This window comes from Pseudorhodoplanes sinuspersici (genome assembly GCF_002119765.1).
Taxonomy (GTDB): Bacteria; Pseudomonadota; Alphaproteobacteria; order Rhizobiales; family Xanthobacteraceae; genus Pseudorhodoplanes; species Pseudorhodoplanes sinuspersici.
In genome coordinates, this window is record NZ_CP021112.1 from 375020 (window position 1) to 400981 (window position 25962).

20 protein-coding genes and 1 riboswitch are annotated in these 25962 nt (G+C 62.3%); of the genes, 12 read left to right on the plus strand and 8 right to left on the minus strand.

Annotation, left to right across the window (positions count from 1 at the left end):
• Positions 1 to 50: 50 nt before the first annotated feature.
• The gene (locus CAK95_RS01825; protein ID WP_086086274.1) at positions 51 to 965 is read right to left on the minus strand and encodes a cation diffusion facilitator family transporter; all 915 of its coding nucleotides are present in this window, start codon (positions 963 to 965) and stop codon (positions 51 to 53) included.
• A 135-nt stretch (positions 966 to 1100) separates the two neighbouring features.
• On the minus strand, positions 1101 to 2489 hold the full coding sequence (locus tag CAK95_RS01830) for an extensin-like domain-containing protein (RefSeq protein WP_245303588.1): 1389 nt from the start codon (positions 2487 to 2489) through the stop codon (positions 1101 to 1103).
• Positions 2490 to 2680: 191 nt separating this feature from the next.
• Between CAK95_RS01830 and CAK95_RS01835 the strand changes: the two genes are divergently transcribed.
• On the plus strand, positions 2681 to 2905 hold the full coding sequence (locus CAK95_RS01835; RefSeq protein ID WP_086086276.1) for a DUF2798 domain-containing protein: 225 nt from the start codon (positions 2681 to 2683) through the stop codon (positions 2903 to 2905).
• 568 nt (positions 2906 to 3473) lie between these two features.
• Here the strand turns inward: CAK95_RS01835 and metH are convergent.
• The 3 genes from metH to CAK95_RS01850 form a co-directional block, all read right to left on the minus strand.
• Positions 3474 to 7208 carry a methionine synthase gene (gene metH, locus CAK95_RS01840; RefSeq protein WP_245303934.1) on the minus strand — a complete coding sequence of 1245 codons (3735 nt, stop codon included), beginning with the start codon at positions 7206 to 7208 and terminating at the stop codon, positions 3474 to 3476.
• A gap of 127 nt (positions 7209 to 7335) precedes the next feature.
• Entirely contained in the window at positions 7336 to 8250 is a 915-nt protein-coding gene (metF, locus tag CAK95_RS01845) for a methylenetetrahydrofolate reductase [NAD(P)H] (protein ID WP_425349663.1), read from the minus strand.
• Positions 8247 to 9239: an ArsR/SmtB family transcription factor gene (locus CAK95_RS01850; RefSeq protein WP_086086278.1), complete on the minus strand. Its 993-nt coding sequence runs from the start codon at positions 9237 to 9239 to the stop codon at positions 8247 to 8249. Before CAK95_RS01850 ends, metF begins: the two co-directional genes overlap by 4 nt.
• 509 nt (positions 9240 to 9748) lie before the next feature.
• Here CAK95_RS01850 and tsaA point away from each other — a divergent pair.
• Both tsaA and ilvD read left to right on the plus strand, forming a co-directional pair.
• Positions 9749 to 10264: a tRNA (N6-threonylcarbamoyladenosine(37)-N6)-methyltransferase TrmO gene (tsaA, locus tag CAK95_RS01855; RefSeq protein ID WP_086091136.1), complete on the plus strand. Its 516-nt coding sequence runs from the start codon at positions 9749 to 9751 to the stop codon at positions 10262 to 10264.
• Between the two features lie 41 nt (positions 10265 to 10305).
• Positions 10306 to 11994, plus strand: coding sequence for a dihydroxy-acid dehydratase (gene ilvD / locus CAK95_RS01860; RefSeq protein ID WP_086086279.1), 1689 nt, complete (start codon positions 10306 to 10308; stop codon positions 11992 to 11994).
• 239 nt (positions 11995 to 12233) lie between these two features.
• Here the strand turns inward: ilvD and CAK95_RS01865 are convergent, their stop codons facing one another.
• Positions 12234 to 13217, minus strand: coding sequence for an ABC transporter substrate-binding protein (locus tag CAK95_RS01865; protein WP_086086280.1), 984 nt, complete (start codon positions 13215 to 13217; stop codon positions 12234 to 12236).
• Between the two features lie 430 nt (positions 13218 to 13647).
• Between CAK95_RS01865 and CAK95_RS01870 the strand changes: the two genes are divergently transcribed.
• The 4 genes from CAK95_RS01870 to CAK95_RS01885 all read left to right on the plus strand — a co-directional run bounded on the left by CAK95_RS01870 (position 13648) and on the right by CAK95_RS01885 (position 18094).
• Positions 13648 to 14547, plus strand: a complete 900-nt coding sequence (locus CAK95_RS01870; RefSeq protein ID WP_245303589.1) for a L,D-transpeptidase — start codon at positions 13648 to 13650, stop codon at positions 14545 to 14547.
• Positions 14548 to 14673: 126 nt separating this feature from the next.
• Positions 14674 to 15597 (plus strand): ketopantoate reductase family protein, encoded by a 924-nt coding sequence (locus CAK95_RS01875; protein WP_086091137.1) that lies wholly within the window; start codon positions 14674 to 14676, stop codon positions 15595 to 15597.
• A gap of 106 nt (positions 15598 to 15703) precedes the next feature.
• Positions 15704 to 17248, plus strand: coding sequence for a DUF4403 family protein (locus CAK95_RS01880; RefSeq protein ID WP_086086281.1), 1545 nt, complete (start codon positions 15704 to 15706; stop codon positions 17246 to 17248).
• Positions 17249 to 17287: 39 nt separating this feature from the next.
• Positions 17288 to 18094, plus strand: a complete 807-nt coding sequence (locus CAK95_RS01885; protein WP_086086282.1) for a transporter substrate-binding domain-containing protein — start codon at positions 17288 to 17290, stop codon at positions 18092 to 18094.
• A gap of 92 nt (positions 18095 to 18186) precedes the next feature.
• Here the strand turns inward: CAK95_RS01885 and CAK95_RS01890 are convergent, their stop codons facing one another.
• Positions 18187 to 19164, minus strand: coding sequence for a Bug family tripartite tricarboxylate transporter substrate binding protein (locus CAK95_RS01890; protein ID WP_157699500.1), 978 nt, complete (start codon positions 19162 to 19164; stop codon positions 18187 to 18189).
• Positions 19165 to 19235: 71 nt separating this feature from the next.
• Entirely contained in the window at positions 19236 to 20882 is a 1647-nt protein-coding gene (locus CAK95_RS01895; RefSeq protein ID WP_086086284.1) for an alkaline phosphatase family protein, read from the minus strand.
• 116 nt (positions 20883 to 20998) lie between these two features.
• Positions 20999 to 21106, plus strand: a riboswitch (TPP riboswitch).
• Between the two features lie 47 nt (positions 21107 to 21153).
• Between CAK95_RS01895 and CAK95_RS01900 the strand changes: the two genes are divergently transcribed.
• The 5 genes from CAK95_RS01900 to thiC all read left to right on the plus strand — a co-directional run bounded on the left by CAK95_RS01900 (position 21154) and on the right by thiC (position 25842).
• Positions 21154 to 22179, plus strand: a complete 1026-nt coding sequence (locus CAK95_RS01900) for an FAD-dependent oxidoreductase (protein ID WP_086091138.1) — start codon at positions 21154 to 21156, stop codon at positions 22177 to 22179.
• Complete coding sequence (gene thiS / locus CAK95_RS01905; protein ID WP_086086285.1) at positions 22170 to 22367, plus strand: sulfur carrier protein ThiS; 198 nt, start codon at positions 22170 to 22172, stop codon at positions 22365 to 22367. Before CAK95_RS01900 ends, thiS begins: the two co-directional genes overlap by 10 nt.
• A 112-nt stretch (positions 22368 to 22479) precedes the next feature.
• Complete coding sequence (locus CAK95_RS01910; RefSeq protein ID WP_086086286.1) at positions 22480 to 23262, plus strand: thiazole synthase; 783 nt, start codon at positions 22480 to 22482, stop codon at positions 23260 to 23262.
• Positions 23249 to 23866, plus strand: a complete 618-nt coding sequence (locus CAK95_RS01915) for a thiamine phosphate synthase (protein WP_086086287.1) — start codon at positions 23249 to 23251, stop codon at positions 23864 to 23866. The genes CAK95_RS01910 and CAK95_RS01915 overlap by 14 nt, the downstream gene beginning before the upstream one ends.
• 11 nt (positions 23867 to 23877) lie before the next feature.
• On the plus strand, positions 23878 to 25842 hold the full coding sequence (gene thiC, locus CAK95_RS01920) for a phosphomethylpyrimidine synthase ThiC (RefSeq protein ID WP_086086288.1): 1965 nt from the start codon (positions 23878 to 23880) through the stop codon (positions 25840 to 25842).
• The last annotated feature ends 120 nt before the right edge of the window (positions 25843 to 25962 follow it).

Below are 25962 nucleotides of genomic sequence, written 5' to 3' on the forward strand. Positions count from 1 at the left end.
AATGCGACTGCGGCAGAATGCAGCAGCCGCGATGGAATTCGCAACCTCGATCAGTGCGACTCGTCGTCGGCTCCTTCGCCCGTCTCGATCTGCAGCGTCGGATGCGCGATGCCGAAGCGTTCGCGCAGTTCATGCGCGGCCTCTTTGAAAAACGTATTGCCGGGATGACCGCCCGGCATCACGAGGTGCGCGGTCAGCGCGACCTCGTTAGTGCTCATGCCCCAGACATGAACATGATGCGCACGCGTGACGCCGGGCAATTGCTCAAGGCAGGCTTTCACCTTTGACAGCTCGATATGCGCAGGCACACCCGCCAGCGCGAGATTGATCGAGTCGCGCAGCAATCCCCATGTCGACCACAATACGATGGCGACGATGACAAGACTGGTCACCGGATCGAGCCACAGCCATCCGGTCAGCATCATCGCCGCGCCGGCGATGACGACACCGAGCGATACGCCGGCATCGGCCACCATGTGCAGATAGGCGCCGCGGATATTGAGATCGGTCTTGCGTCCCGACACGAACAGCCAGGCGGTGAAGCCGTTCACCAGGATGCCGATCCCAGCAACGACGATCACGGTCATGCCTTCGATCGGCTTGGGCTCCGAAAAGCGCCCAATCGCTTCCCACGCAATGGCTCCGCACGCAAAGATCAGCAGCAGGGCATTGCCGAGTGCGGCGAGGATCGACGAACTGCGCAAGCCGTACGTGAAGCGCTCGGTCGGCGGACGCTTGGCCAGCACCGCCGCGCCCCATGCGACCAGCAGGCCGATCACATCGCCGAGGTTGTGCCCGGCATCCGCCAACAGAGCTGTGGAGTTGGAGATGACGCCGAAGATCGCCTCGATAACAACGAAGCCAAGATTGAGCGCGGTGCCGAGCGCAAAGGCAAAGCCGAAATCCTTCGGCGCATGCGAATGGCTGTGCGAATGGTCGCCGGCGGCGTGGGTGTGATCGTGCATGCTAAATCTCCGCCCTCATCCTGAGGAGCATTGCGGAGCAATGCGTCTCGAAGGACAAGGACGACCACATCCTTCGAGACGGCAGCTTCGCAGCCTCCTCAGGATAAGGCCGAACAAAGGTCGGCGAGTATAACATCAATGCGCCGGCCGTGGCCCGTCGTCCTCGATCCAATCGTCGTCATCCGCCGACAGGATGTTGCGGACCTTCGACTTTTTCTTCGGACCGCCATTGAGCGAGGCGCGGCGCGTTTTGCCGACCGAGCCGGTGACGCCGGGATCGGGCCGCCAGGCATAACCCCGCTCCTTGGCCACACGCGCCGCAACTACATCGCCTGGAATCTGATCGGGATTGCAGATCTTGTGACCGCTGGCGCGCCGCATCAGATCGACGTGGATGTGGTCGTAGTGAAAGCGGTTGGAGCCCGGCGCCAGCACGGTGTTGAACTGATCGCAGGCTGCACCCTGCACGTCGCGCAGGAAGCCCTGCTCTTCCGGCGATCCTTTCCAGCCGTTCTTCACGGTGATGCGCCGCCCGTCCGCCAAGACGAAAGACGCGATATCGAGCGCATTGCCGAAGGCATGCTCGGAAATGCGCGCCCCGCGCTGACCGTTCATGCCGCGGCAGGAATAGGCGGAAATCTGCCGGATCTCCGTGACCGGCTGGCGAAACCAGCGCTGCGCCGCCGGCTGCACCGAATCCAGAATCCAGCGATCGAGCGCGGAAACGATCGGACAGGCGAGCGTCGCCGCCGGCTTGATCTCGACAGGACCAACAGCAGCGACGGCGCCGCCGAGCGGCACAGACATCGGTGCCGATGCTTGCGACGGCATGCCACGGAATGGCGGTTGCGCAGGCTGCCGCGGCATTGCGGATGCAGTCGCACGCCTTGTCCGCACGGGCTCATGATCGAGCGGCGGTGGCGCATCGTAGACCGATGAACGGCGTGAACCGGTCGACGGCACGCGGCCGTAGTCCGGCTGCGCATCCGGCGAGCCCGCGCGCATATAATCGTCCTGCAGGCTTGCCGACCCTGAGCGCGTATGATCGCTCTGCGCATCGGGCGGACCGGCGCGATCGTAGATGCCGCCGCCGGATGGCGGCGTGATCGGCATCGGTGCGCCCGCATTGGATGAAAGCGGCTGACGTTGCACCGGCGCCGGCCGCATCGGATTCGAATATTGCTGCTCGCCGGGATAAACCTGCTGCGGCGATGGCGGCGGTGTGTAGCGCGGCTCGTTCGTGACCGGCCAGCGCTGCGCCCCCCCATTCGATGAACCGGCATTGGGAACATCGCCAGGCGGACGCAAGTCGCCGGAATAGCTCAGCATCGGGCTGTCGCCGAGCGCCGCCACCTTCATCGGGAAATCGGCGCCGCACATGCCCGGTCCATTGATCGGTTCGATCCGGACGATGGTGCCGCTCTCCTTCACAGCACCCGATTTCAGGCAGGCTAGCTCGGCCTCCTTCCGCCACGGGTCGCGCTGCATAAGATAATGGCCGGCGCACCCCGCCAGCGCGAGCACGCACGACAATCCAACGCACAAACGCCAATGATTACGCAATACCCGCCACATGAAGCGGACAATGCGAAGCTGACCGTTAACGGGTCATCAACCGCGTCGGAACGGTATTTCTTATCGTTACCAAAATATCACTGTCCCTTGACCTCGCCGCCCGCTTGCGATCACGTCCGCCCGCAAAAGGGGAAACTGGAATGGATTGGCGGGTTCGGGCACTGACCGCGATGTTCATGACCGCCGTGATGGTGGCGATGGTGACGCTGATCGTCACCTGGCTGAATCTCGGGTTCGATCCGGACTTCATGCGGCAATGGGGCAAAGCCTTTCTCATCGCCTGGCCGATCGCGGCGATGACCGGGTTTTTCGTGATGCCGGGGGCACGCGGGTTGGCCGAACGGATGGTCCAAAAAAGAAATTAGATCTGCCGCCAGTCGTTAAACCGAAAATTTACAATTTTTGATTGCAATCTATTGCGGTGCGTTAACGAGTAAAATCAATGACTTAGCGGCGCTGATCACAGGCCCGTGAATTTTTTTTACATAGAAATTTCAGCGACTTAGCACGAATTCACGCATCATTTCGAAGTGTTACGCTGGCACTTTTGCGCAACTCGCGCGTTGGGGGCTTCGAGTTCTTCTGACCATCTGTTAACCTTTGTTCCAATGACAGCGAAGGGAGGCCTTATGGACCTTACCTTGAAACTCAACGTCCTGGCTGTCTTCGCCGTGTTCGCCTTCGTGGGCGCGGTGTTGCTGGGAGCGTTCTGATTTCGGGTGTGACCCTATAAGACCAACAAACGCCGCGCGCGTATCTTGGCGGCGAGAGTTCACCGGACACCGGAGCGGGATTCATCCCCTCCGGTGTTCGTGTTTTTGGGCTTTGACATTTCGGTCGAGAGGCAAGCATGCGAGCCGGAATCAGGGAAAACAGGCACTCGCGCCACCGATTCCGGGGCCGATCCGCCGTAAACTCCCGAAATGGCCGCTTCTACGCCGCCTTCGACTTATCCGTGACCTTGGCCTGCGCCAGCGGATCGTAGTTCAGCACCGGCGCCAGCCAGCGTTCGCATTCGGCGACACTCCAGCCCTTGCGGCGGGCATAGTCTTCCACCTGATCGCGCTCGATCTTGCCCACACCGAAATAGTGGCTCTGCGGGTGGCTGAAATAGAGCCCGCAAACCGAAGCGCCCGGCCACATGGCGAAGCTCTCGGTCAGCGAGATGCCGATACGCTCACCATCGATCAGCTTGAACAGCGTGTCCTTCTCGGTGTGGTCAGGCTGCGCCGGATAGCCCGGCGCCGGACGGATGCCCTGGTAGCTCTCCGCGATCAGCTCGGCCGGCGTGAATTTCTCGTCCGGCGCATAACCCCAGAATTCCTTACGCACGCGCTCGTGCAGATGCTCGGCAAAGGCTTCGGCGAGGCGATCGGCCAAAGCCGACATCATGATCGCCGAATAATCGTCATTCGCGCGCTTGAAACGGTTGGCGATGACATCTTCGCCAATGCCCGCGGTGACGGCGAAGGCACCGACGTGATCCAGCACGCTGCCTGACTTCGGTGCGACGAAATCGGCAATCGAGACATTCGGCCGCCCGTCGCGCCGCGCAATCTGCTGACGCAGGCCATGCAGCGTGGCGATCTGTGATCGCCCTGCTTCGTCATACACGCGAATGTCGTCGCCATCCCGTGCCGCCGGCCAGAAGCCGATCACCGCCGAAGCCTGCACCCATTGCTCGTCGACGATCTGCTTCAGCATCGCCTGCGCATCGTTGAACAGCGAGCGCGCAGCCTCACCGTATTTCTCGTCATTGAGAATGGTCGGATAGCGGCCGGTCAATTCCCATGTCGAGAAGAATGGAGTCCAGTCGATATAATCGACCAGCTCTGCCAGCGGATAATTCTGCAGCACCTTGGTGCCGAGGAATTGCGGTTTCGGCGCCAGCGCCTGCGCCGGATCGAGCTTCAGCGCATTGCCTTTTGCTTCGGCGAACGACAGCCGCTTCTTGTCCTCCTGCCCGCGCGCATGCGCGGCTGCGATCTGCGCATATTCCGCCCGCGTGCTCTCGACATAGGCCGCCCGGCCGTCTTTCGACATCAGCGCTTGCGCCACGCCGACCGCACGGCTGGCATCGGTGACATAGACGGCCTGGCCGTTGCGATAATTCGGATGGATCTTCACCGCCGTATGCACGCGGCTGGTGGTCGCGCCGCCGATCAGCAGCGGCAGATCGAAATTCTGCCGTTCCATCTCCGCCGCGACATGGCACATCTCGTCGAGCGAGGGCGTGATCAGCCCTGACAATCCGATCAGGTCGACCTGCAGCTCGCGCGCGGTCTCCAGGATCTTGGCCGCCGGCACCATGACGCCGAGATCGATCACCTCGTAATTGTTGCACTGGAGCACGACGCCGACGATGTTCTTGCCGATGTCATGCACATCGCCTTTCACCGTCGCCATCAGGATCTTGCCGTTGGAATTGCTCTGGCCTTTGTCGTTCGCGGCCTTCTCCGCTTCCATGAACGGCATGAGATAGGCGACCGCCTGTTTCATCACGCGCGCGGATTTAACCACCTGCGGCAGGAACATCTTGCCAGAGCCGAACAGGTCGCCGACAACGTTCATGCCGTCCATCAGCGGGCCTTCGATCACGTCGAGCGGACGATTCGCCTCCAGCCGCGCCGCTTCGGTATCTTCAGTGATGAAATCGGTGATACCGTGCACCAATGCATGCGACAGCCGCTTGCCCACAGGCCATTCGCGCCAGGCGAGATCGGCTTCCGCTTTCTCGCGGGTCTGTCCGAAGAAACGCTTGGCAATGTCGAGCAGCCGTTCCGCAGCGTCCTCGCGGCGATTGAGCACCACGTCCTCGCAGGCCTCGCGCAGTTCCGCATCGAGGTCGTCATACACTGCCATCTGCGCCGCATTGACGATGCCCATATCCATGCCGGCCTTGATGGCGTGATACAGGAACACCGAATGCATCGCCTCGCGCACCGGCTCGTTGCCGCGGAACGAGAACGACAAATTCGAGACGCCGCCCGACACGTGCGCATGCGGCAGGTTCTCACGGACGAACCGCGCCCCCTCGATGAAGGCGACGCCGTAATTGTTGTGTTCCTCGATGCCGGTCGCCACCGCGAAGATATTCGGGTCGAAAATGATGTCTTCCGGCGGAAAGCCGACCTCGTTGACAAGGATGTCATAGGCGCGGGCGCAGATCTCGGTCTTGCGCTCGATGGTATCGGCCTGTCCCTTTTCATCGAACGCCATCACCACCACCGCAGCACCATAGCGGCGCACGATCTTCGCATGATGGATGAAGGCGTCGACACCTTCTTTCATCGAGATCGAATTGACGATGCACTTGCCCTGAACGCATTTCAGGCCGGCCTCGATCACCTGGAATTTCGATGAATCGATCATGATCGGCACGCGCGCGATGTCCGGCTCGGCGGCGATCAGATTGAGGAAGGTCACCATCGCCTGTTCGGAATCGAGCAGGCCTTCGTCCATGTTAACGTCGATGATCTGCGCGCCGTTTTCCACCTGATCGCGGGCGATGGCGAGACCGGCATTGTAGTCGCCATTGGTGATCAATTTCCGGAATTTCGCCGAGCCGGTGACATTGGTGCGCTCGCCGACATTCACGAACGGGATTTCCGGCGTCAGCGTGAATGGCTCGAGTCCGGAAAGCCGCAACCGCCGTTCGGTCACCGGGATCGCGCGCGGCTTCTTGTCGGCCACCGCTTGCGCGATGGCGCGCATATGATCCGGTGTCGTACCGCAGCAGCCGCCGACGATATTCACAAGACCCGACGCTGCAAACTCCGCAAGGAGCCCGGCCATGTGCGCGGGGCTCTCGTCATACATCCCGAATTCGTTCGGCAGGCCGGCATTCGGATAGGCACAGGTGAGCGTATCGGCGACCTGACTGAGCTCGTCCATGTGCGCGCGCATTTCCTTGGCACCGAGCGCGCAGTTCAGACCGACCGAGAGCGGCGCGGCATGACGGACCGAATTCCAGAACGCTTCCGGCGTCTGCCCCGCAAGCATGCGGCCCGACAGATCGGTGATGGTTCCGGAGATCATCACCGGGATCTTTTCACCGCGCGCTTCTTCCAGCTCGGCAATCGCGTACAGCGCAGCTTTAGCATTGAGCGTGTCGAAAATGGTCTCTAGCAGAAGCAGATCGACGCCGCCTTCCAGCAGAGCCTTCGCCTGTTGGGCATAGGCATCCTTCAATTCGTCGAAGGTGACCGCACGAAAGCCCGGATTGTTGACGTCGGGCGACAGCGAGGCGGTGCGATTGGTCGGGCCCATCGCGCCGGCGACAAAACGCTGTTTGCCGTCCTCCTTCCGCGCGATCGCCGCGGCCTCGCGCACAAGAACGGCAGAGGCGCGGTTCAGCTCCGGCACCAGCCCTTCCATGCCGTAATCGGCCTGCGCGATCACGGTCGATGAAAAGGTGTTGGTGGAAACGATGTCGGCGCCGGCCCGAAAATAGGCGAGATGGATGTCGCGCACGGCATCGCCCTGCGTCAACGTCAATAGATCGTTGTTGCCGCGCACGTCGCGATGCCAGAGCTTGAAGCGGCTGTTCCGGAATGCCGCCTCGTCGAACTTGTGCTGCTGCAGCATCGTGCCCATGCCGCCATCGAGCAGCAGAATGCGCTCGGATGCGAGGGAGCGGAGGGCGGTTTCGGCGGGGGATGATTTCAGAGAGGTCACTATCGACTCCCACATACTCTGTCATGCCCGGCCTTGTGCCGAGCATCCACGTCTTTCTTGAAAGCAAAATCGCGGATGGCCGGGCCAAGCCCGGCCATGACGACAAAGCGGCGACAAATCACGCGGCCTCCTTCAAGGCCGGACGCAGGCCAAGCAGATGGCAAACCGCGTAGACGAGATCGGCCCGGTTCATCGTGTAGAAATGGAAATCGGTGACACCGCGATCGACGAGATCGAGTACCTGTTCGGCGGCCACCGCAGCGGCGACCAACTTGCGCGTCGCCACGTCATCGTCGAGGCCATCAAATCGCTGTGCGAGCCAGCGCGGGATCGAAGTGCCGCAGCGCTCGGCAAAATTGCGCACCTGCTTGAAATTCTGCACCGGCACAATGCCCGGCACGATCGGGATATTAATGCCGCGGGCGCGCACGCGATCGAGATAGCTGAAGTAAAGGTCGTTATCGAAGAAGAATTGCGTGATCGCGCGTGTTGCGCCGGCATCGACCTTCGCCTTCAACATGTCGAGATCGACTTCGGTGTCACGCGAATCGGGATGCTTTTCGGGATAGGCCGAAACCGACACCTCGAAATCGCCAATGCGCCTGATGCCGGCGACGAGATCCGCCGCATTCTGGTAGCCGCCCGGATGCGGAGCATAATGCGCACCGACGCCGCTCGTCGGATCGCCGCGCAAGGCGACGATATGGCGGACGCCGATCTCGCGATAATTTTGGACCACCGCATCGACATCGTCACGCGTGGCATCGACACAAGTCAGATGCGCAGCCGGCGTCAGCGCCGTCTCATCCAGCATCCGCTTCACCGTCGCATGCGTGCGCTCGCGGGTCGAACCGCCCGCGCCATAGGTCACCGACACGAAATGCGGGGAGATCGGCGCAAGCCGCTCGATCGCCTCCCACAGCGAACGCTCCATCTCTTCGGTCTTCGGCGGAAAGAATTCGAACGACACCCGCAGCTTTTGACCGCGTCCGTTCATCAAACGGCTGGCGCGTGGAGCAATGGCCTTCATCATGCGACCTCCTGCCGGCTGGCGATCCGCACACGTTTGTCGCGTGCGAGCCACAATGAGACGGCGACCTTGCCGTCGGAATCCTTGTCGGGTGCGATATTTCTCTGCAGCGTCACGTCGAGATCGGCCGCCGTGAGCCATTGCGAGACAATCTCCGGCGCAAAGCCAAGGCGGCGATGCGCGTGTTCCTCGCGCAGGAATTCGAGATCGTGGGGAGCGAAATCAATCACCAGCAGACGGCCGCCCGGCACCAGCGCACGCGATGCTTCCTTGATCGCGCGGGCGCCATCATCGAGATAATGCAGCACCTGATGGATGATCACGACATCGAAGGAATCGCGCGGCACCGACAGATCGTAGATGTCGCCCTGCCGCACGCTGCAGTGGCGCAGGCCGGCGCGTTCGAGATGCGCGCGCGCCAACAGCAGCATGTCGAGCGAAAGATCGATGCCGAGGCCGCGGTCGATTTGTGGGCCGAACAATTCCAGCATGCGACCGGTGCCGGTACCGAGATCGAGCAGCGAACGAAACGGCTTGTCGCCGAGCGCCTTCTGAATGGCCTGTTCCACCGCATCGTCGGCGGCATGCAGCTTGCGCAAGCGATCCCATTCCGCCGCATGCTCGCGGAAGTAATTCTGCGCGGCATCTGCCCGCGCCTCGCGCACGGCGGTCAGGCGTTCGCGGTCGCGGGCGATGACCGGATCATTGATGTCGAGGCGCTCGACCAGCATCCGCGCGATCACAGCACTGTCGCCGTGATTGGCCAGATGGAAGAAGGCCCAGGCGCCCTCGCGATGCCGCTCGATCAGGCCGGCTTCCGCGAGCAGCTTGAGGTGGCGCGAGATACGTGGCTGCGACTGGCGCAGGATCTCGGTGAGATCGGACACGGTCAGCTCGGCCTCAGCCAAGAGCGCAAGAATGCGCAAGCGCGTGCCTTCGGCCACCGCCCGCAGTGCATCGTGCATCGTGTCGAAAGCCAGCGAGCCGGCCATATGCCTCTCCAGGGCGGCGCCAATCGATATAAGGATATCTTTATACGTTAATTCGTTGGGCGCAAGCCCACAATTTGGCCCTTTTGGAGAAATCTGCCCCCCTGGAAACCTTACCTCTTAAGGTGAATGCCGGGTTTCACTCGACAAATCTGTGAATAAAGGCTGTTTCCGCCCGGGCGACACAAAAGGGCGAGTGCACATCGCCCAAACAGGGAGGGCGACCATGAAAATCATGGTGATTGTTCTCGTCGTTGCGGCGTCGCTGCTCAGCATCGCCGCCGTGTCCCTGATCAGTTCTGCCGCTTTTGCGGAGAGCAGACAGGTCCAGCAGCCAAATCGCTGACGACGAAACACGGACGCCAAGTGCGTCCGGTTGCAAAAAGACGATCTTGCGGGTCCTGCGGGCGGCGCCAATGCCGCCTGCTTTGTTATTCGCCGTTATTCTCCCCGCGCTCGGCATGCATTGCACACGTGGCAAGCCTTCGCCTTTTGGCGTAAAGCATCGGCCGATGTCTGACACCACGACCCCGCCCAAAGATCCGTTCGGCATTCGCGACGGCGAAATCGCAACCGATCTGCCATCCACATTCGATGCCGGCCTCTATTTCATCGGCCGCATTCATACGCCGTGGACGCGGCGCGAGGACTGCCCGAAGAATGCCGGCGAATCCGACGCCGTCTGCACCATCGAACTCGATCCACGCTATGCCAGGGCGCTCGACAAGGTCGAGACCTGTTCGCACCTGATCGTGCTGTACTGGATGGATCGGGCCCGCCGCGATCTCGTGGTGCAGACCCCGCGCCATTATGGCGAGGGGCGCGGCACCTTTGCGTTGCGCTCGCCCGTGCGGCCCAACCCGATCGCGCTCAGCGTGGTGAAGCTGCTCAAAGTCGAGCGTACCACGCTGTCGATTCAGAATATCGATTGCCTCGACAACACGCCGGTGCTCGATATCAAGCCCTATTTCGCATCCGTCGATTCAAAGCCTGACGCCACCGTCGGCTGGCATCGCGACAAAGATTGAAATTCTGGACTGATCTCAAGGACATTAGGAGACTTCGTAACATGCGCCTGCGCTCGGATATCACGCGCAACGGACTGGATCGCACCGCCCACCGCGCCTTCATGCGCGGCATGGGCCTCGACGACGAAGCGATCGCCAAGCCGATGATCGGCGTCGCCTCGATGAAAGGCACCACCACGCCCTGCAACATGACGCATTTCCCGCAGGTCGAATCCGCCAAGGAAGGCATCGCGGCAGCCGGCGGCACGCCGCGCGAATTCACCACCATCTCGGTGTCGGACGGCATCGGCATGAATCACGAGGGCATGAAGTTCTCGCTCGTTAGCCGCGAGGTGATCGCCGATTCCATCGAAGCCGTGGTGCAGGGTCATGCCTATGACGGGCTCGTCGCGTTCGGCGGCTGCGACAAGACCTTGCCCGGCGCGATGATGGGGATCGTTCGCTGCAATGTGCCATCGGTGTTCGTCTATGGCGGTTCGGCGCTGCCCGGCCGTCTGCGCGGCAAGGATGTCACCATCCTCGATGCCTATGAGGGCGTCGGCGCGGTGCAGACCGGACAGATGAAGGAAGAGGCGCTCGCGGAAATGGAGCGCATCGCCCTTCCCTCCATCGGCGCCTGCCCGGGACAATTCACAGCCAACACCATGGCCATGGTATCGGAGGCGCTCGGCCTCACCGTGCCGAATTCGGCGATGGTGCCGGGCGTCTATGCACAACGTTCGGCGATCGCCCAGCGCGCCGGCGAGATCGTGATGGATATTCTGAAACGCGGCGGGCCGCTGCCGCGCGAACTCGTCACCCGCAAGTCGCTCGAGAATGCCGCCGCCATCGTCGCCGCGACCGGCGGCTCAACCAACGCGGCCCTGCATCTGCCGGCCATCGCCAACGAAGCCGGCATCTCATTCACGGTGGACGACGTGGAGCAGGTCTTCGCGCGCACACCGCTGATCGGCGATCTGAAGCCGGGTGGCCGTTTCCTCGCCAAAGACGTACACGATATTGGCGGCGTCTCGATCATCATTCGCGAATTGATCCGCGCCGGTCACATGCACGGCGACTGCCTCACCGTCACCGGCCGTACGCTCGCCGAGGAACATGCCGCTGCGCCCGAGGCCGACGGCGAGGTCGTGCGCAAAACCGAAAACGCCATCCGTCCTGATGGCGGGCTTGCCGTACTGAAGGGCAATCTGGCGCCGGACGGCGCCTTGCTGAAAGTCGCCGGCCTGAAGTCACTGGTGTTCGAGGGCACGGCACGCGTATTCGATGGCGAGGATGCCTGCACCGCGGCCGTGCAGAAGCGCGACTACAAGGAAGGCGAAGTGCTGATCATCCGCTATGAGGGACCGAAGGGCGGTCCCGGCATGCGCGAGATGCTCGGCACCACCGCAATCATCTATGGCCAGCAGATGGGCGAGAAAGTCGCGCTGCTCACCGACGGCCGGTTCTCTGGCGCCACACGCGGTCTTTGCATTGGTCACATTGCGCCGGAAGCCGCTGTCGGCGGACCGCTCGCACTCGTTCAGAATGGCGATCGCATCCGCATCGACGGCCATGCCCGCCGGATCGACCTGCTGATCGACGACGCCGAAATGGCCCGCCGCAAGGCGGCCTGGGTGGCTCCGGCGCCGCGGCATCCTGCGGGTCTGTTGGCGAAATATGCCGCGCTGGTGGGGCAAGCCGACAAGGGCGCGGTGACCCATGCGGGCAATGCGGAATGGCCGGAAGTGTAAGCAACACCGTCGCCGCAATGTCGGTCGGCTCCCTCTCCCTTTGGGAGAGGGTCGGGGTGAGGGGTTAAACTCTCACTATGGAAATAACCCCTCACCCGATTTGCTTCGCTACACTCGCAAATCGACCTCTCCCAGCGCAAGTCGGATGTTTCCGACTTGCGCCGTTTCAATACTGACCGAAGTCGGGAACACCCGACTTCGGTCGGGAGAGGTGAAGAAAAGCAAATGGCGATCGCGCCTTACTGCATCGGCGCGACGATCTTCGGATGCTTCAGCGTCGAGGCATCGAGCTTCTTCGGCAGCATCTTGGCGTCGGTATAGACATCGAACATCGCCTGGATGCCTTCGAAATTCGGCGCAGCGCCCGGCTCACGCGCGAAGTCGTTCGGCTTCAGGAGATAGGTGTCGAGCACCGGGATCGGCGCCTTCATTACTTCCGACACGACCTTCATCGTCTCGTCGCGATTTTCGACCGCCATCTTCATGGCCGCGGTGATATCCTTCACATAGGCGCTTGCCAGTTCCGGGTTCTTGTTGACGAAATCCTTCCGGCAGGCTTCGAGGATGTGCACGATATTCGGCACCACTTCCGACAGCGAGAACAGCTTGCGCAGGCCGCCCTTGGCTTCCGAGCGCGCGGCAAAAGGCTGGTTCATATTGGACGAGTCGACGCGGCCGGACCGAATGGCGTCTTCAGACAGGGCAAAGCCGACCTCGACCAGCTTGATATCCTTTTCCGGATCGATGCCGTGCTTGCGCAGCATCATCTGGAACGGGCCATAGGTACCACCGCCGATAACGCTGATCGCCACGGTCTTGCCCTTGAGGTCCGCAACGGTCTTGATCGGCGAGTCTTCCTTCACCGCCCAATAGACCGAAAAACTGCCCGGCCGCTCGCCGACATGCTGGGCCACGACATAAAGGTCGAGGTTGCCCGTCGCCATGCCCTGCGCGATCGGCAGCACGCCCTGCGTCGCGCAATCGAGCGCGCCGGCCTGCATCGCCGCCGCCATCGGCGAGGTGCCGTTAAACTGCGACCATTCGATATTGTAGACCTTGCCCAGATTCGGGAATTTATCCGGACGCTTCATCATCCAGTATTTGGCTTCCTCAGCCGGGATGGTCCACCCGACCCGAATGGTGGGAATAGCCTGCGCAAAAGCCGCTGTTGATGTGGCGACAGCGCCAAGAGCCAGACCCAGAATTGCAGCACGGCGAAACATAGTGAATTCCTCTCTACAAGTACGAGCGGCCACCGGACATGCCGTCCGGCGGTACCGTCGACCCCGGCCGGCATGGAACAATGCCTAGCGCCGCTCCGCAAGCTCAGATGTGCATCTGCGGCCGTTCAAAGCTTGGGCGGGCACAGCCCGTGCGCAGTGACCGGCAGGAACGGAGCGTCTGACGCAGACGCGGCCAGCGGCCCCGAGTGAAGCTGATGGCGCGTCCTCGGGGGCAGGGAAACGCAGATCCGCTCAAATTTTACCGTTCGGGATAAACGGGCTGAAATGCCCATGTCCTAAAGGTGTTCCTGACGCGGCCCAAATTATCGTGAAGGAACCGGTCCGCGGTTCCCCACTTAGCTTTGTCGATGAGGCCATGTCCCAGGGGCCGGTCCCGCACAGCGAGCCCGGCAGAGGTGAGGGAATTGCCATGAGGACGACTAGGCCAGCGTTTGCGACAGGTGCGTTCTGCATCGCATTGCTTGCACTCCAGAACCCAGCTTCCGCACAATCATCCTATTATTCCGACCCGGCCGCCCGCTATTACGCCGATCCCGGCACCCGGTATCAGACGTCGATTTTCCGCAGCGCCGCCCCGCGCCAGGATGCGATCGAGGAAGAAGAGACTGTTTCTGAATTGCCCGCGCATCTGCGCCGACAGATCGTGTCTTATCGGACCTCCGAAGCGCCCGGCACGATCGTGATCGATACGCCGAATACGTATCTTTATTACGTTCTCGGCGGCGGCCGTGCGATCCGTTACGGCATCGGCGTTGGCCGCGATGGCTTCCGCTGGTCGGGCACGCAGACTATCGGCCGCAAGGCCGAATGGCCGGACTGGAATCCGCCTCCGGAGATGATCGCACGCCAGCCCTATCTGCCGCGCTTCATGGCTGGCGGTCCGACCAATCCGCTCGGCGCACGCGCGATGTATCTCGGCAATACGATCTATCGCATCCACGGTACCAACGCGCCATCGACGATCGGCACGCGCGTCTCGTCGGGCTGCATCCGCCTGACCAACGAAGATGTGACCGACCTTTACAAGCGCGTGAAGATCGGCGCCAAGGTCGTGGTGCTGCCGGATCACGGCCGCGCACCGGCGATGGTCAAGCGGACCAGTCCGCAAAACGCAGCCCAAAGCGAGCAGCGTCCGGCCGCGCAGAGCGACCGGCGTCAAAGCGTGGTGATCGACGTATCGTCGGCACACCGGGCGCATGCCACGCCAATGCCAGCCACGCCTTCGGCACCATCAGCCAATTCCGTTGCGGTCACGCAACCTGCTCCTGCCGCGAAGAAACCGCATCCCATCGATGCCCTGCGGATTTGATGAAACAGCGGAAGCGCATGCGAAGACCGTAACACACCGATAGAGAAATTTCTTTCGTCTCGATACTGGACTTCTCTCTCCGTCGACTGAATGATCCGTCCGCCAGAAAAGCGGACGGATTTTTTCATGCGCATTGCAGTGATGGCGGCCGGAGCGGTCGGCGGATATTTCGGCGCCCGCATGGCCGCAGCCGGTCATGACGTGGCCTTCGTCGCCCGTGGCGCACATCGCGATGCCATCCGCACCAAAGGCCTTATCGTCGAGAGCCCGCTTGGCAATCTGCATCTGAAGGATGTCAACGCCACCGACGACCCACGCGCGGTCGGTCCCGTCGATGTGGTTCTCTTTGCGGTCAAACTGTGGGACACCGAAGCTGCCGCCGAACAGACGCGTCCGATGGTCGGGCCAAATACGCGCGTCATCACCTTGCAGAATGGTGTCGACAGCGTCGAACACATCGCCCCGATCCTCGGCGATGATCATGTGATCGGCGGTTCGACCTATATCGTCACCACCATCGCAGAGCCGGGCGTGATCCGCCACAGCGGCCCAGGCGCGCGCATCGTCTGCGGCCGGCTCGACGGCCGCGATGACGGCACGCTCAACCGCTATGCCGCAGAATTCAAAGCCGCCGGCATCGACTTCAATGTCACCACGACGATGAAGACCGACATGTGGAAAAAGTTCGTGCTGCTGTCCGGCACCTCCGGCATCACCGCCAGCACCCGCCGGACCATCGGCGACATTCTCGCCGATCCCGACATGAAAAATCTCTTTCACAAGCTGATGTCGGAAGCGGTCGCGGTCGGGCGCGCGTCCGGGGTCGACCTGCCGGCGAATTATGCCGATGAGCAGATGAAGACGGCGCAAGGCTTTCCGCCCAGCATGCGCGCCTCCATGGCCAACGATCTCAACAACGGCAACCGGCTTGAACTCGACTGGCTCGCCGGCAAGGTGGTCGAATTGGGCCACAAGTTCAGCGTGCCGGTGCCGGCCAGCGAAGTGATTTACGCGGTGCTCAAACCGTACCGGATGGGCCGTCCGGATTAACGTGTGGCGCCGTATTTTGGCGCCGCACTTTCGCCGGTATGCGAGGCTGGACTCGCCGGGCAGACCGTTCTCGCACTGAAACGGATCCGCCGGGGGCCGTGACATCATGTACAAGCTGATCGGCGGTGGCATCGCGATTGCGGTGGCGTTCTTCTTCGGGACGCTCTGGGCGATGGACCGCTTATCGTCACCCGAGCCGCAAAAGCCGATCATCGCGGAAAAGCCACCATTGCCGCCGGCGACACGGTCGTCGGTCATCGTCGCGCCGGTCTCGATCGCGCTTCCGGCCATCCGGCAGGCGATGGAACAGGCCACGCCGCGCAATCTGACGGGCAAACCGGACACGCAGCTCGGCAAATTGATGGCGCAGGCAGAGATCGGCTATACGCTGGACCGCGAGCCGCTGACGCTGACGGGGCGCGCCGATGGCCTCACCGTCGCAACAACGCTCAATGGTTCGCTGCGCGTCAGCGGCAAGGCGGCCGAGCAACTAAGCAACATCACCGGTGCGCTTGCCGGACTGCTCGGCGAAAAGGCCGGACGTGCCACGAAGGATACAAGCGGCCGCGTGCTCGATCAGCGCGCCGACATCAAGGGCCATGTCGCCGTCACGTCGCGTCCGACCATCACAACCGGTTGGCGGCTTGAGCCGAATCTCAATGCGCAAGTGAAAATCAGCGACGCCAACATCCAGCTTGCCGGCCTGAAGCTGAACGGCGGGAAAGAGGTCAAGCCACTGGTCGATCGCGCCGTCTCCGAACAGATGGCCGTCCTGCAGAGCCGGTTGCGCAACGATGCCTTCATCGAACATGCGGCGCGGCGCGAATGGGCCAAGATCTGCCGCTCGATCTCGCTCGGCGCCGCCGATGTGGGACGCCCTGCTCTGTTTCTTGAAATGCGCCCGACGCGCGCCTTCGCCGCGCAACCCATCGTCGATGCCAACAACGTCACCCTGACGCTCGGCATCGAGGCCGATACGCGCATTGTCGCGCAGGAAACCAAGCCGGACTGTCCCTTTCCCGGCAAGCTCGAACTCGTTGCGCCCAAGGATCAGGGCCGTCTCGCCATTGGTCTGCCGATCGACGTGCCGTTCTCCGAGATCAACCGGCTGCTGGACGCGCAGATCAAGGGCCGGACTTTTCCTGAAGAAAAAAATGCAGCAGCCAAAGTCACGGTTCAGCGCGCCACGGCGGCGGCAATGGGCGACCGTATGCTGGTGTCTCTTCTGGTGAAGGCGGTGGAGCAGAAAAGCTGGCTCGGCCTTGGCGCCCAAGCGACCGTGCACGTGTCGGGAAAACCCATGCTCGATCAGACCCAGCAGACCCTGCGGCTTGAGGATGTCCAGCTCGCAGTGGAATCGGATGCTGCTTTCGGACTGCTCGGCGCAGCGGCGAAAGCGGCGATGCCGCAATTGCAGGCCGCGCTGTCGAAGAACACGGTGATCGATCTGCGCCCCGCTCTTGCCAATGCGCGCCGAAACATCGACAAGGCGCTTGCCGATTTCCGTCAGCAGGCCGATGGCGTGAAGGCGGATGCGACCATCACCGGACTGCGGCTTGTCGGCATCGCGTTCGATTCCAGGATCGTGCGGATCACCGCTGAGATCGATGGCGTCGCGCGCGTAGCCGTGACGAAGCTGCCGCAGAAATAACGACACTGAACAAAAACGATTTTTTGGGGAGAGACGCCTATGATTGCGACGCGAAGAGCGGTCATCGCGTTATTGACGCTCGTTGTATTGTCCGTCGCCGGCTTCCCGGCAACAGCGCAACAGGCTGCACCTGAACTTCAAAAGCTCCTTGCCCCAAGCGGCAAGCTGCGGGTCGGCCTTTATCCCGGCACGCCGACATCGATCCTTGATGCGACATCGGAACAGCCGCGCGGCGTCGGCTATGAACTTGGCAAGGCGCTCGCTGCCAGGCTCGGCGTGCCTTACGAGCCGGTCGTCTTCGCCAAGAATGCCGAAGTGCTCGAAGCTGTGAAGACCGGCGCAACCGATATCGCCTTCACCAATGCCTCGGCCGCCCGCGCGAAGATCATGGATTTCAGCCAGCCCTATCTCGAGATCGAGCTTGGCTATCTCGTATCGAAAGACTCAAAGATCGCCGATGTACCGGACATCGACACCAAAGGCGTGCGCGTTGGCGTCACGCAAGGTTCGTCATCCGATGGCGTGCTGTCGCGCGACCTGAAGAATGCCGAAGTCGTCCGCGTCGTCACGCTGAAGCAAGGCATCGAGATGATGGGAGAAGGCAAGATCGACGCCTATGCCACCAACAAGGCAACGCTGTTCGAAATGTCCGATGCCGTGCCCGGCTCGAAAGTGCTGGATGGCCGCTGGGGCTTCGAGCGCCACGCCATCGCGATTCCGAAGGGACGTGACCAGGGCCTGCCCTTCCTCCGCACCTTCGCCAATGAAGCGATGACGCAAGGCCTTGTGAAGGCAGCCGTCTCCCGCGCCGGCTTGCGCGGTGCCAACGTTGCTGCCGCACAATAGCTCGAGGCCGGCGCTGACGGACGGACGCAGAGACCTGCATTGTTTAGTGCAACGACAGCGGGCTCCTGCGACCGTATTGAAATCGGCCGCGGCTAGTTCTCCGGCGTGAACCCCGACGCCTTCACCGCCGGTGCCCAAAAGGCAGAGTCGCGCTTCATGATCACTGCGAGCTCGGCTGCAGACGTCCCGGTCGGTTGCAAACCGAAGGCAAGCAGGCGCTCGCGCACGTCGGGCGCCTTGACCGCCTCAACGATCACCTTGTTGAGCTTTTCGATGACATCCGGCGGCGTTTTGGCCGGCGCAAAAACTCCGTACCAGCCGGTCGCCTGCAGATCATAGCCAGCCTCGCGGAAGGTCGGAATGTCGGGCAGAAATTGCGAGCGTTGTGCGTCCGAGGTGGCGAGCACGCGGATGCGGCCGCCCTTATGCATCTCGACGAGATCGGAATTGGTGGTCACCACGATCGGAATTTGCCCGCCGATCATGTCCGTGAGAGCCGCTGCCGATCCTTTATAGGCGATGTGCCGGAAATCGAGCCCGGCACGCTGGCCGAACAGCGCGCCGAGAAAATGCGGCAGTGTTCCGGCCGCGGGCGTTCCGTAATTGGCCTCCTTCGGGTTGGCCTTGGCCCAGGCGACCAACTCCTTCAACGTCTTGGCTGGCACATGCGGACCGACCGCGATGCCGAAATCGAACGTGCCGAGCTGCGCCACCGGCTGGAGGTCGGTGAACGGATCATAATCGAGCGACTTGTAGACATGCTGATAGACCGCGACCGGCGCAATCGGCACGAGCAACAAGGTCATGCCATCAGGCGCGGCATTCTTCACCGCTTGCACACCCAGCCGCCCGCCCGCCCCGGTCCGGTTCTCGACGATCACCGGAGCCTTGAGCCCGGCACGCATTTTGTCCGCGATCAGCCGCGAGAGCGCATCGCCTGATCCGCCCGCAGTGAAAGGAAACACGATGCGGATCGGCTGCTCCCCGACCTGCGCGAGCGCGGGCATCCCATGTGTGGCGGCGAGAGCGCCCGTGAGCGCGATCGACAACACGAATTTGCGGCGATGCATGATGCCCTCCCAATCGGCCTTGATTCTCGGTTTTGGCTTTTTCGCAATGCTACGTCGGCGACACCGGCAAATCATCCGCCACCGCGATATGAACTCCATAAGTCCTGCGGAGTCTCACTTTCGTCCCAGACTCCGATCAGGATGCCGCGTCGCTGCGACTTTCCTCGCCCGGCGAGAATCTGGCGCTCGGAGATCGTCGTGCGTTGCGATTGCCGCAACGCCCAGTCCGACAAAGCCGCCGCCAGCCGCTCGCGCTCATGCGCATAAGCGGGGTTGGCGCCAAGATCGCGGTACTCGCAAGGATCGGATTCCATATCGAACAGCATCGGACGGAAGCCGACCGCGTGGACGTATTTCCAGCGCCGGTCGGCAGCCATGAACAGCCGTGCATCGCGCGGTGCCACGCCGAGCTTCATAGCGGCAGGCAGCATGGAATAATCGTATTCGCTGAAAACGATGTCGCGCCAGTCTTTCGGATGTTCGCCTCGCAGCCATGGATGCAGCGAGCGCCCCTCCAGCCGGTGCGACTGCTCCTGCGGATCGGCGCCAAAGCTGTCGAGGAAAGTCGGCAACAGATCGATCGATTCCACCAGCACATCGCAGACTGATCCGCGCGTCGCGTCGGCAGACCGCGAAGGATCGTAGACGATCAGCGGAATTTTCACCGACGGCTCGTGAAACAGGTCCTTCTCGCCGAGCCAATGGTCGCCGAGATAATCGCCGTGATCGGAGGTGAAAACGATCAGCGTGTTGTCCATCAGCCCACGCTCGCGCATGAAGCCGAACAGAAGGCCGAGCTGATCATCGATCTGCCGGATCAAGCCCATATAGACCGGGATCACCTCGCGCCGCACCTCCTCGCGCGCAAAATTCCGTCCGACCAGATGATTCATGAATTCGCGATAGACGGGGTGCGGATCGGCGCGCTCCTCCTCGTTCTTCACCGCCGGAATGACATCGTCGGCGCTGTACATGTCGTTATACGGCGGTGGCGCGATATAGGGCCAGTGCGGCTTGATGTATGACAGGTGCAGGCACCACGGCGCGTCTCCCGCCTCGGTGATGAAGTCCATGGCGCGGCGCGTCATATAGGGCGTCTCGGAATCCTCCTCGGCGACGCGCGCGGGCTTGCGCGCATGCCGCATCGCCCAGCCGGATGCGAGTTCATTATCGCTGCCCTGCGCCGCGTTGGCGTAGTCGTGCCAGGGATTGTCGCCGGGATAGCCTTTGTCGTTGAGATAGGAATTGTAGCGCGGCAGCCGCGGGTCATAGCGACCATCGGGACCGATACCGTGCAATCCGTCGTCGCGCTCGTAAGGATCGAAGCCGCATTCGGACACCCGCACACCGATGATCGACTGCGGGTCGATGCCGAGCCGCTCCATGCCTTCGGCGTCCGGCTGCATATGCGTCTTGCCGACCAGCACCGTCTGAACGCCGAGCGGGCGGAGATAATCGCCCATGGTCATCTCGCCGACCTTCAGCGGAAATCCGTTCCAGGCGGCGCCATGCGACTGCACGTAGCGGCCGGTATAGAAGCTCATGCGCGAGGCTCCACACACGGGCGATTGCACATAGGCGCGGGTAAAACGCACGCCGCGCGCCGCCAATGCATCGATGTTCGGGGTGCGGAGCGTCGGATGGCCGGCGCAGGACAGATAGTCGAAGCGCAACTGATCGCACATGATGAACAGGATGTTTTTGACGTGACGTGTCAAGCGGCGGCCCTTCCCCGTGTCTCGCGGAACTTGCCCATGGAATGCGGGAGCCGCGGCGAAATGGCAATGGCTAACGTCCCCACGCGTTGACACCCGCGCCTATACGCTTACATTAGCCTCGTTCCGAGGGGAGTCCCGAAGAGGGGCTGAGATTCCGCATAATGCGGTAACCCTTTGAACCTGATCCGGGTCATGCCGGCGAAGGGACAGGGATATGCAGTCAAAGTTCGATTCGTCGCGCCAACAGGCGCAATATCCGTCATCACATCCGATGGCGCGATCCTCCACCCCATCCGAAACGCCTGTCAGCATCGTCGGTGCCGGCATTGGCGGCACATGGCAGGCGCTGCTGTTCGCCAAGGCGGGCCATCCGGTCACCGTGTACGAGCGCAGCGGCCGCGACCTTACCCAATCCACCAGCGTGCATGCCGGCGGCATGCTGGCGCCGTGGTGCGAACAGGAAGCGGCGGAACCTATCATCACGCGGCTGGGGGCCCGCTCGCTCAGCCTGTGGCGCGAGCACGTGCCGGACACCGTCTTTAACGGTTCATTAGTCATCGCCCATCCGCGCGACCGGACCGATTTCGAGCGCTTCGCGCGCATGACCGCCCATCACGAGCGCATCCACGACAATCGCATCGGCGAACTCGAGCCGGCGCTCGGCGGCCGCTTCCGCGAAGCGCTGTTCTTTGCAGAGGAAGGCCATGTCGAGCCGCGCCGCGTGCTGCCTTCACTGCATGAACAGCTCACCGCGCATGGCGTCGCGATCCGGTTCGACAGCACCTGCGAGCCGCGCGATCTCGACGGCCTCGTGATCGATTGCCGTGGGCTTGCCGCGCGCGAAGACGTGGCAACCGAAGCGGCGGGCAACCTGCGCGGCGTGAAGGGCGAAACCATCATAGTCGAGACCAATGAAATCTCGCTGTCGCGCCCGGTGCGGCTGATGCATCCGCGCTGGCCGCTTTATGTCGTGCCGCGCGCCGACAATCGCATCATGATCGGCGCGACCTCGCTTGAAAGCGAAGACAACGGCATGAGCGTGCGCTCGGCGCTGGAATTGCTCAGCATGGCCTATGCCGTACATCCGGCCTTTGCCGAAGCCCGCATCGTCGAATTCGACAGCGGTTTGCGGCCGGCCTATCCCGACAATCTGCCGCGCATCACGATCGAAGGATCGCAGATCGCGGTGAACGGGCTTTACCGCCACGGCTTCCTCATCGCGCCGGCGCTTGCCGAAATGACGCTGGCCTATGTCGCGCGGGGCGCAATCGATAACGAGGTTATACGATGCAATTGATCGTCAATGGCGAACGCAGGGATATCGCAGCCGCGCATGTCGATGCCCTGCTGCGTGAACTGGAATTCGAGGGCACGCATTTCGTCGTCGCCGTGAATTACGAGGTCGTGCAACGCGCCCGCTGGGGCGAAACCGCGCTGAAGGATGGCGACGAGGTCGAAATCCTCACGCCACGGCAAGGGGGATGATGATGTTTCCTCTTCACCCGCTCATTCCCGCGAAGGCGGGAATCCAGCGTGAAACCCTGGGCCCCCGCCTGCGCGGGGACGAGCGGAAAGTTGGCAGCATGCGAGGACCATTATGCTGACCCTCTACGGCAAAACCTTCTCCTCTCGCCTCCTGATCGGCACGGCGCTCTATCCCTCGCCCGCGATCATGCAAGAGGCGATCCGCGCCTCGGGCGCGCAGATTGCCACTGTCGCCCTGCGCCGCGAAACCGCGGGCGGCAAATCCGGCAACAACTTCTGGTCGCTGATCCGCGAACTCGAGGTCGCCGTGCTGCCGAACACCGCCGGTTGCCGCTCGGTGCGCGAAGCCGTCACCACCGCGCAGATGGCGCGCGAATTGTTCGGCACATCGTGGATCAAGCTGGAAGTCATCGCCGACGACGAAACGCTGCAGCCCGATGTCGTCGGACTGGTCGAAGCTGCAAACATTCTCGTTAAGGATGGCTTCGAGGTCTTCCCCTACACGACCGAGGATCTTGGCGTCGCGCAGCGCCTGGTCGATGCCGGCTGCCGCGTGGTGATGCCATGGGCGGCGCCGATCGGCAGCGCCCGCGGGCTGATCAATCGCGACGCGCTGAAGCTCATGCGGGCACGGCTGCCCGACATCACGCTCGTTGTCGATGCCGGGCTCGGCGCGCCGTCGCATGCCGCCGATGCGATGGAGCTTGGCTATGACGCCGTGCTGCTCAACACCGCCGTCGCGAAAGCGGCCGATCCGGTCAACATGGCGAGCGCGTTCAAACTCGGCGTCGAAAGCGGCCGCATCGCCTATGAAGCGGGCCTGATGGGCGCGCGCGATTTCGCCTCTCCATCCACTCCTGTCATCGGGACCCCGTTCTGGCATGCCGTATCCTGATCGCTTCTATCCTGTCGTCGATACGCTTCCTTGGGTCGAACGCCTAACGCGGCTTGGCGTCGGCACGGTGCAATTGCGTGCAAAGGATCTGTCGCACGCGGACGCTCTGCCGTTGGTACGCGCCGCGCTCGCGGCGACCAAGGGCACGAACACAAAACTTGTCGTCAACGATTACTGGCAGGCGGCGATCGAGGCCGGCGCGCAGCATCTGCATCTCGGCCAGGAGGATCTCGCCGAGGCCGACATTCCGGCGATCCGCCGCGCCGGTCTTACGCTCGGGCTCTCCACGCATGACGACGAAGAACTCGACAACGCGCTGCGCCACGATCCCGATTATGTCGCGCTGGGTCCGATCTATCCGACCACGCTCAAGGTGATGCGCTTCGCTCCGCAAGGGCTCGACAAGATCGGCGTCTGGAAAAAGCGCATCGGCAGCATTCCGTTGATCGCCATCGGCGGCATCACGCTGGAGCAGGCGCCCGCGGTGTTCAAGGCCGGCGCCGATTCCATCGCCGTCGTCAGCGACGTCACCCGCAATTCCGATCCGGACGCGCGCGTGCGCGCCTGGCTCGAATACACAACGCAACCGGCCGTGCCGGCCTAGAGGAGAAGACAATGAACAGGCCCGTCTCCCCGAACGATCTCGTGACGCCGAAAGTCACCACCGGCCCCATTCAGGGTTCGCGCAAAATCCATGTGACGCCGGACGCCGCGCCGGACCTGCGCGTTCCCTTGCGGGAGATCCTGCTGACGCCGGCCGCCAATGAAGCACCGGTCCCGATCTACGACACGTCGGGCCCCTATACCGACAACGATGCCGTCATTGATGTCGAGAAGGGCCTGAAGCGCGTCCGCACCGCGTGGGTGAAGGAACGTGGCGGCGTCGAGGAGTACGAAGGCCGCGAGATCAAGGCCGAGGACAACGGCAATGTCACCGGCAAACATCTCGCCCGCATGTTCCCGAACACGCCCAAGCCGATGCGCGCCATCGGCGATGCCAAGGTGACGCAATATGAATTTGCGCGCGCCGGCATCATCACCAAGGAAATGATCTACGTCGCCGAGCGCGAAAATCTCGGCCGCAAAAAGATGCTGGACCGCGCCGAGGCCGCGCTCGCCGATGGCGAGAGCTTCGGCGCATCGCTGCCCGCCTTCATCACGCCGGAATTCGTGCGCGACGAGATCGCCCGCGGCCGCGCGATCATCCCGAGCAACATCAACCATGGCGAACTCGAGCCGATGATCATCGGCCGCAACTTCCTCGTTAAGATCAACGCCAATATCGGCAACTCGGCGGTCACCTCTTCGGTCGAAGAAGAGATCGAGAAGATGGTGTGGTCGATCCGCTGGGGCGCCGACACGGTGATGGATCTCTCCACCGGCCGTAACATCCACAACACCCGTGAATGGATCATCCGCAACAGCCCGGTGCCGATCGGCACCGTGCCGATCTATCAGGCACTGGAAAAGGTCAATGGCGATCCGGTCAAGCTGGACTGGGAATGCTACAAGGACACGCTGATCGAGCAATGCGAACAGGGCGTCGATTACTTCACCATCCATGCCGGCGTGCGGCTGGCCTATGTGCCGCTGACCGCCAATAGAGTCACCGGCATCGTTTCGCGCGGCGGTTCGATCATGGCCAAGTGGTGCCTGTCGCGGCACAAGGAAAGCTTCCTCTACGAACGCTTCGACGAGATTTGCGACATCATGCGCAAGTATGACGTGTCGTTCTCGCTCGGCGACGGCCTGCGGCCCGGCTCGATCGCCGACGCCAACGACCGCGCGCAATTCGCCGAACTCGAGACGCTCGGCGAACTGACGCAGATCGCCTGGAAGAAGGGCTGCCAGGTGATGATCGAAGGCCCCGGCCATGTGCCGATGCACAAGATCAAGATCAACATGGACAAACAGTTGAAGGAATGTGGCGAAGCCCCGTTCTATACGCTTGGGCCGCTCACCACCGACATCGCGCCGGGCTATGACCACATCACCTCGGGCATTGGCGCGGCGATGATCGGCTGGTTCGGCTGCGCGATGCTCTGCTACGTCACGCCGAAAGAGCATCTCGGCCTGCCGAACCGCGACGACGTCAAGGAAGGCGTCATCACCTACAAGATCGCCGCGCACGCCGCCGATCTCGCCAAGGGCCATCCCGCGGCGCAGCTCCGCGATGATGCATTGAGCCGCGCGCGCTTCGACTTCCGCTGGGAGGATCAGTTCAATCTCGGCCTCGATCCCGACACCGCGCGTGAATATCATGACGAAACGCTGCCGAAGGAAGCGCACAAGGTCGCGCATTTCTGCTCGATGTGCGGTCCGAAATTCTGCTCGATGAAGATCACGCAGGATGTGCGCGACTATGCGGCGAGCCTCGGCGATAACGAGAAGACCGCGCTTGGGCTAGACGCTGCTCAAGCTGGCATGAAGGAGATGTCGGACAAGTTCAACGCCATGGGCCAGCAGGTTTATGTCGACGCTGACAAGGTGAAGGCACCGCACACCACGGCACTCGATTCTGAAGCAACTCATGCCGCCCGGAACGCCACGCTGGTGAAGGAGAGCAACAAGGCGTTGTAGGCCACTCCGTCGTCCCCGCGAAAGCGGGGACCTAGACACGCATGGTGGGCTAAGGCGCGTAGCGCCAAGCCCACCATTTTCTTTGAGTGGCTTTTTATAATTGCGACGCAGGACTTTTCA

What these genes read in the sequence shown, in the direction of transcription:
- CAK95_RS01825 (WP_086086274.1), bottom strand. Translation starts at nt 965, where the DNA reads ATGCACGATCACACCCACGCCGCCGGCGACCATTCGCACAGCCATTCG.
- CAK95_RS01835 (WP_086086276.1), top strand. Translation starts at nt 2,681, where the DNA reads ATGGATTGGCGGGTTCGGGCACTGACCGCGATGTTCATGACCGCCGTG.
- metF (WP_425349663.1), bottom strand. Translation starts at nt 8,250, where the DNA reads ATGATGAAGGCCATTGCTCCACGCGCCAGCCGTTTGATGAACGGACGC.
- CAK95_RS01850 (WP_086086278.1), bottom strand. Translation starts at nt 9,239, where the DNA reads ATGGCCGGCTCGCTGGCTTTCGACACGATGCACGATGCACTGCGGGCG.
- tsaA (WP_086091136.1), top strand. Translation starts at nt 9,749, where the DNA reads ATGTCTGACACCACGACCCCGCCCAAAGATCCGTTCGGCATTCGCGAC.
- ilvD (WP_086086279.1), top strand. Translation starts at nt 10,306, where the DNA reads ATGCGCCTGCGCTCGGATATCACGCGCAACGGACTGGATCGCACCGCC.
- CAK95_RS01865 (WP_086086280.1), bottom strand. Translation starts at nt 13,217, where the DNA reads ATGTTTCGCCGTGCTGCAATTCTGGGTCTGGCTCTTGGCGCTGTCGCC.
- CAK95_RS01870 (WP_245303589.1), top strand. Translation starts at nt 13,648, where the DNA reads ATGAGGACGACTAGGCCAGCGTTTGCGACAGGTGCGTTCTGCATCGCA.
- CAK95_RS01875 (WP_086091137.1), top strand. Translation starts at nt 14,674, where the DNA reads ATGCGCATTGCAGTGATGGCGGCCGGAGCGGTCGGCGGATATTTCGGC.
- CAK95_RS01880 (WP_086086281.1), top strand. Translation starts at nt 15,704, where the DNA reads ATGTACAAGCTGATCGGCGGTGGCATCGCGATTGCGGTGGCGTTCTTC.
- CAK95_RS01885 (WP_086086282.1), top strand. Translation starts at nt 17,288, where the DNA reads ATGATTGCGACGCGAAGAGCGGTCATCGCGTTATTGACGCTCGTTGTA.
- CAK95_RS01890 (WP_157699500.1), bottom strand. Translation starts at nt 19,164, where the DNA reads ATGCATCGCCGCAAATTCGTGTTGTCGATCGCGCTCACGGGCGCTCTC.
- CAK95_RS01900 (WP_086091138.1), top strand. Translation starts at nt 21,154, where the DNA reads ATGGCGCGATCCTCCACCCCATCCGAAACGCCTGTCAGCATCGTCGGT.
- thiS (WP_086086285.1), top strand. Translation starts at nt 22,170, where the DNA reads ATGCAATTGATCGTCAATGGCGAACGCAGGGATATCGCAGCCGCGCAT.
- CAK95_RS01910 (WP_086086286.1), top strand. Translation starts at nt 22,480, where the DNA reads ATGCTGACCCTCTACGGCAAAACCTTCTCCTCTCGCCTCCTGATCGGC.
- CAK95_RS01915 (WP_086086287.1), top strand. Translation starts at nt 23,249, where the DNA reads ATGCCGTATCCTGATCGCTTCTATCCTGTCGTCGATACGCTTCCTTGG.
- thiC (WP_086086288.1), top strand. Translation starts at nt 23,878, where the DNA reads ATGAACAGGCCCGTCTCCCCGAACGATCTCGTGACGCCGAAAGTCACC.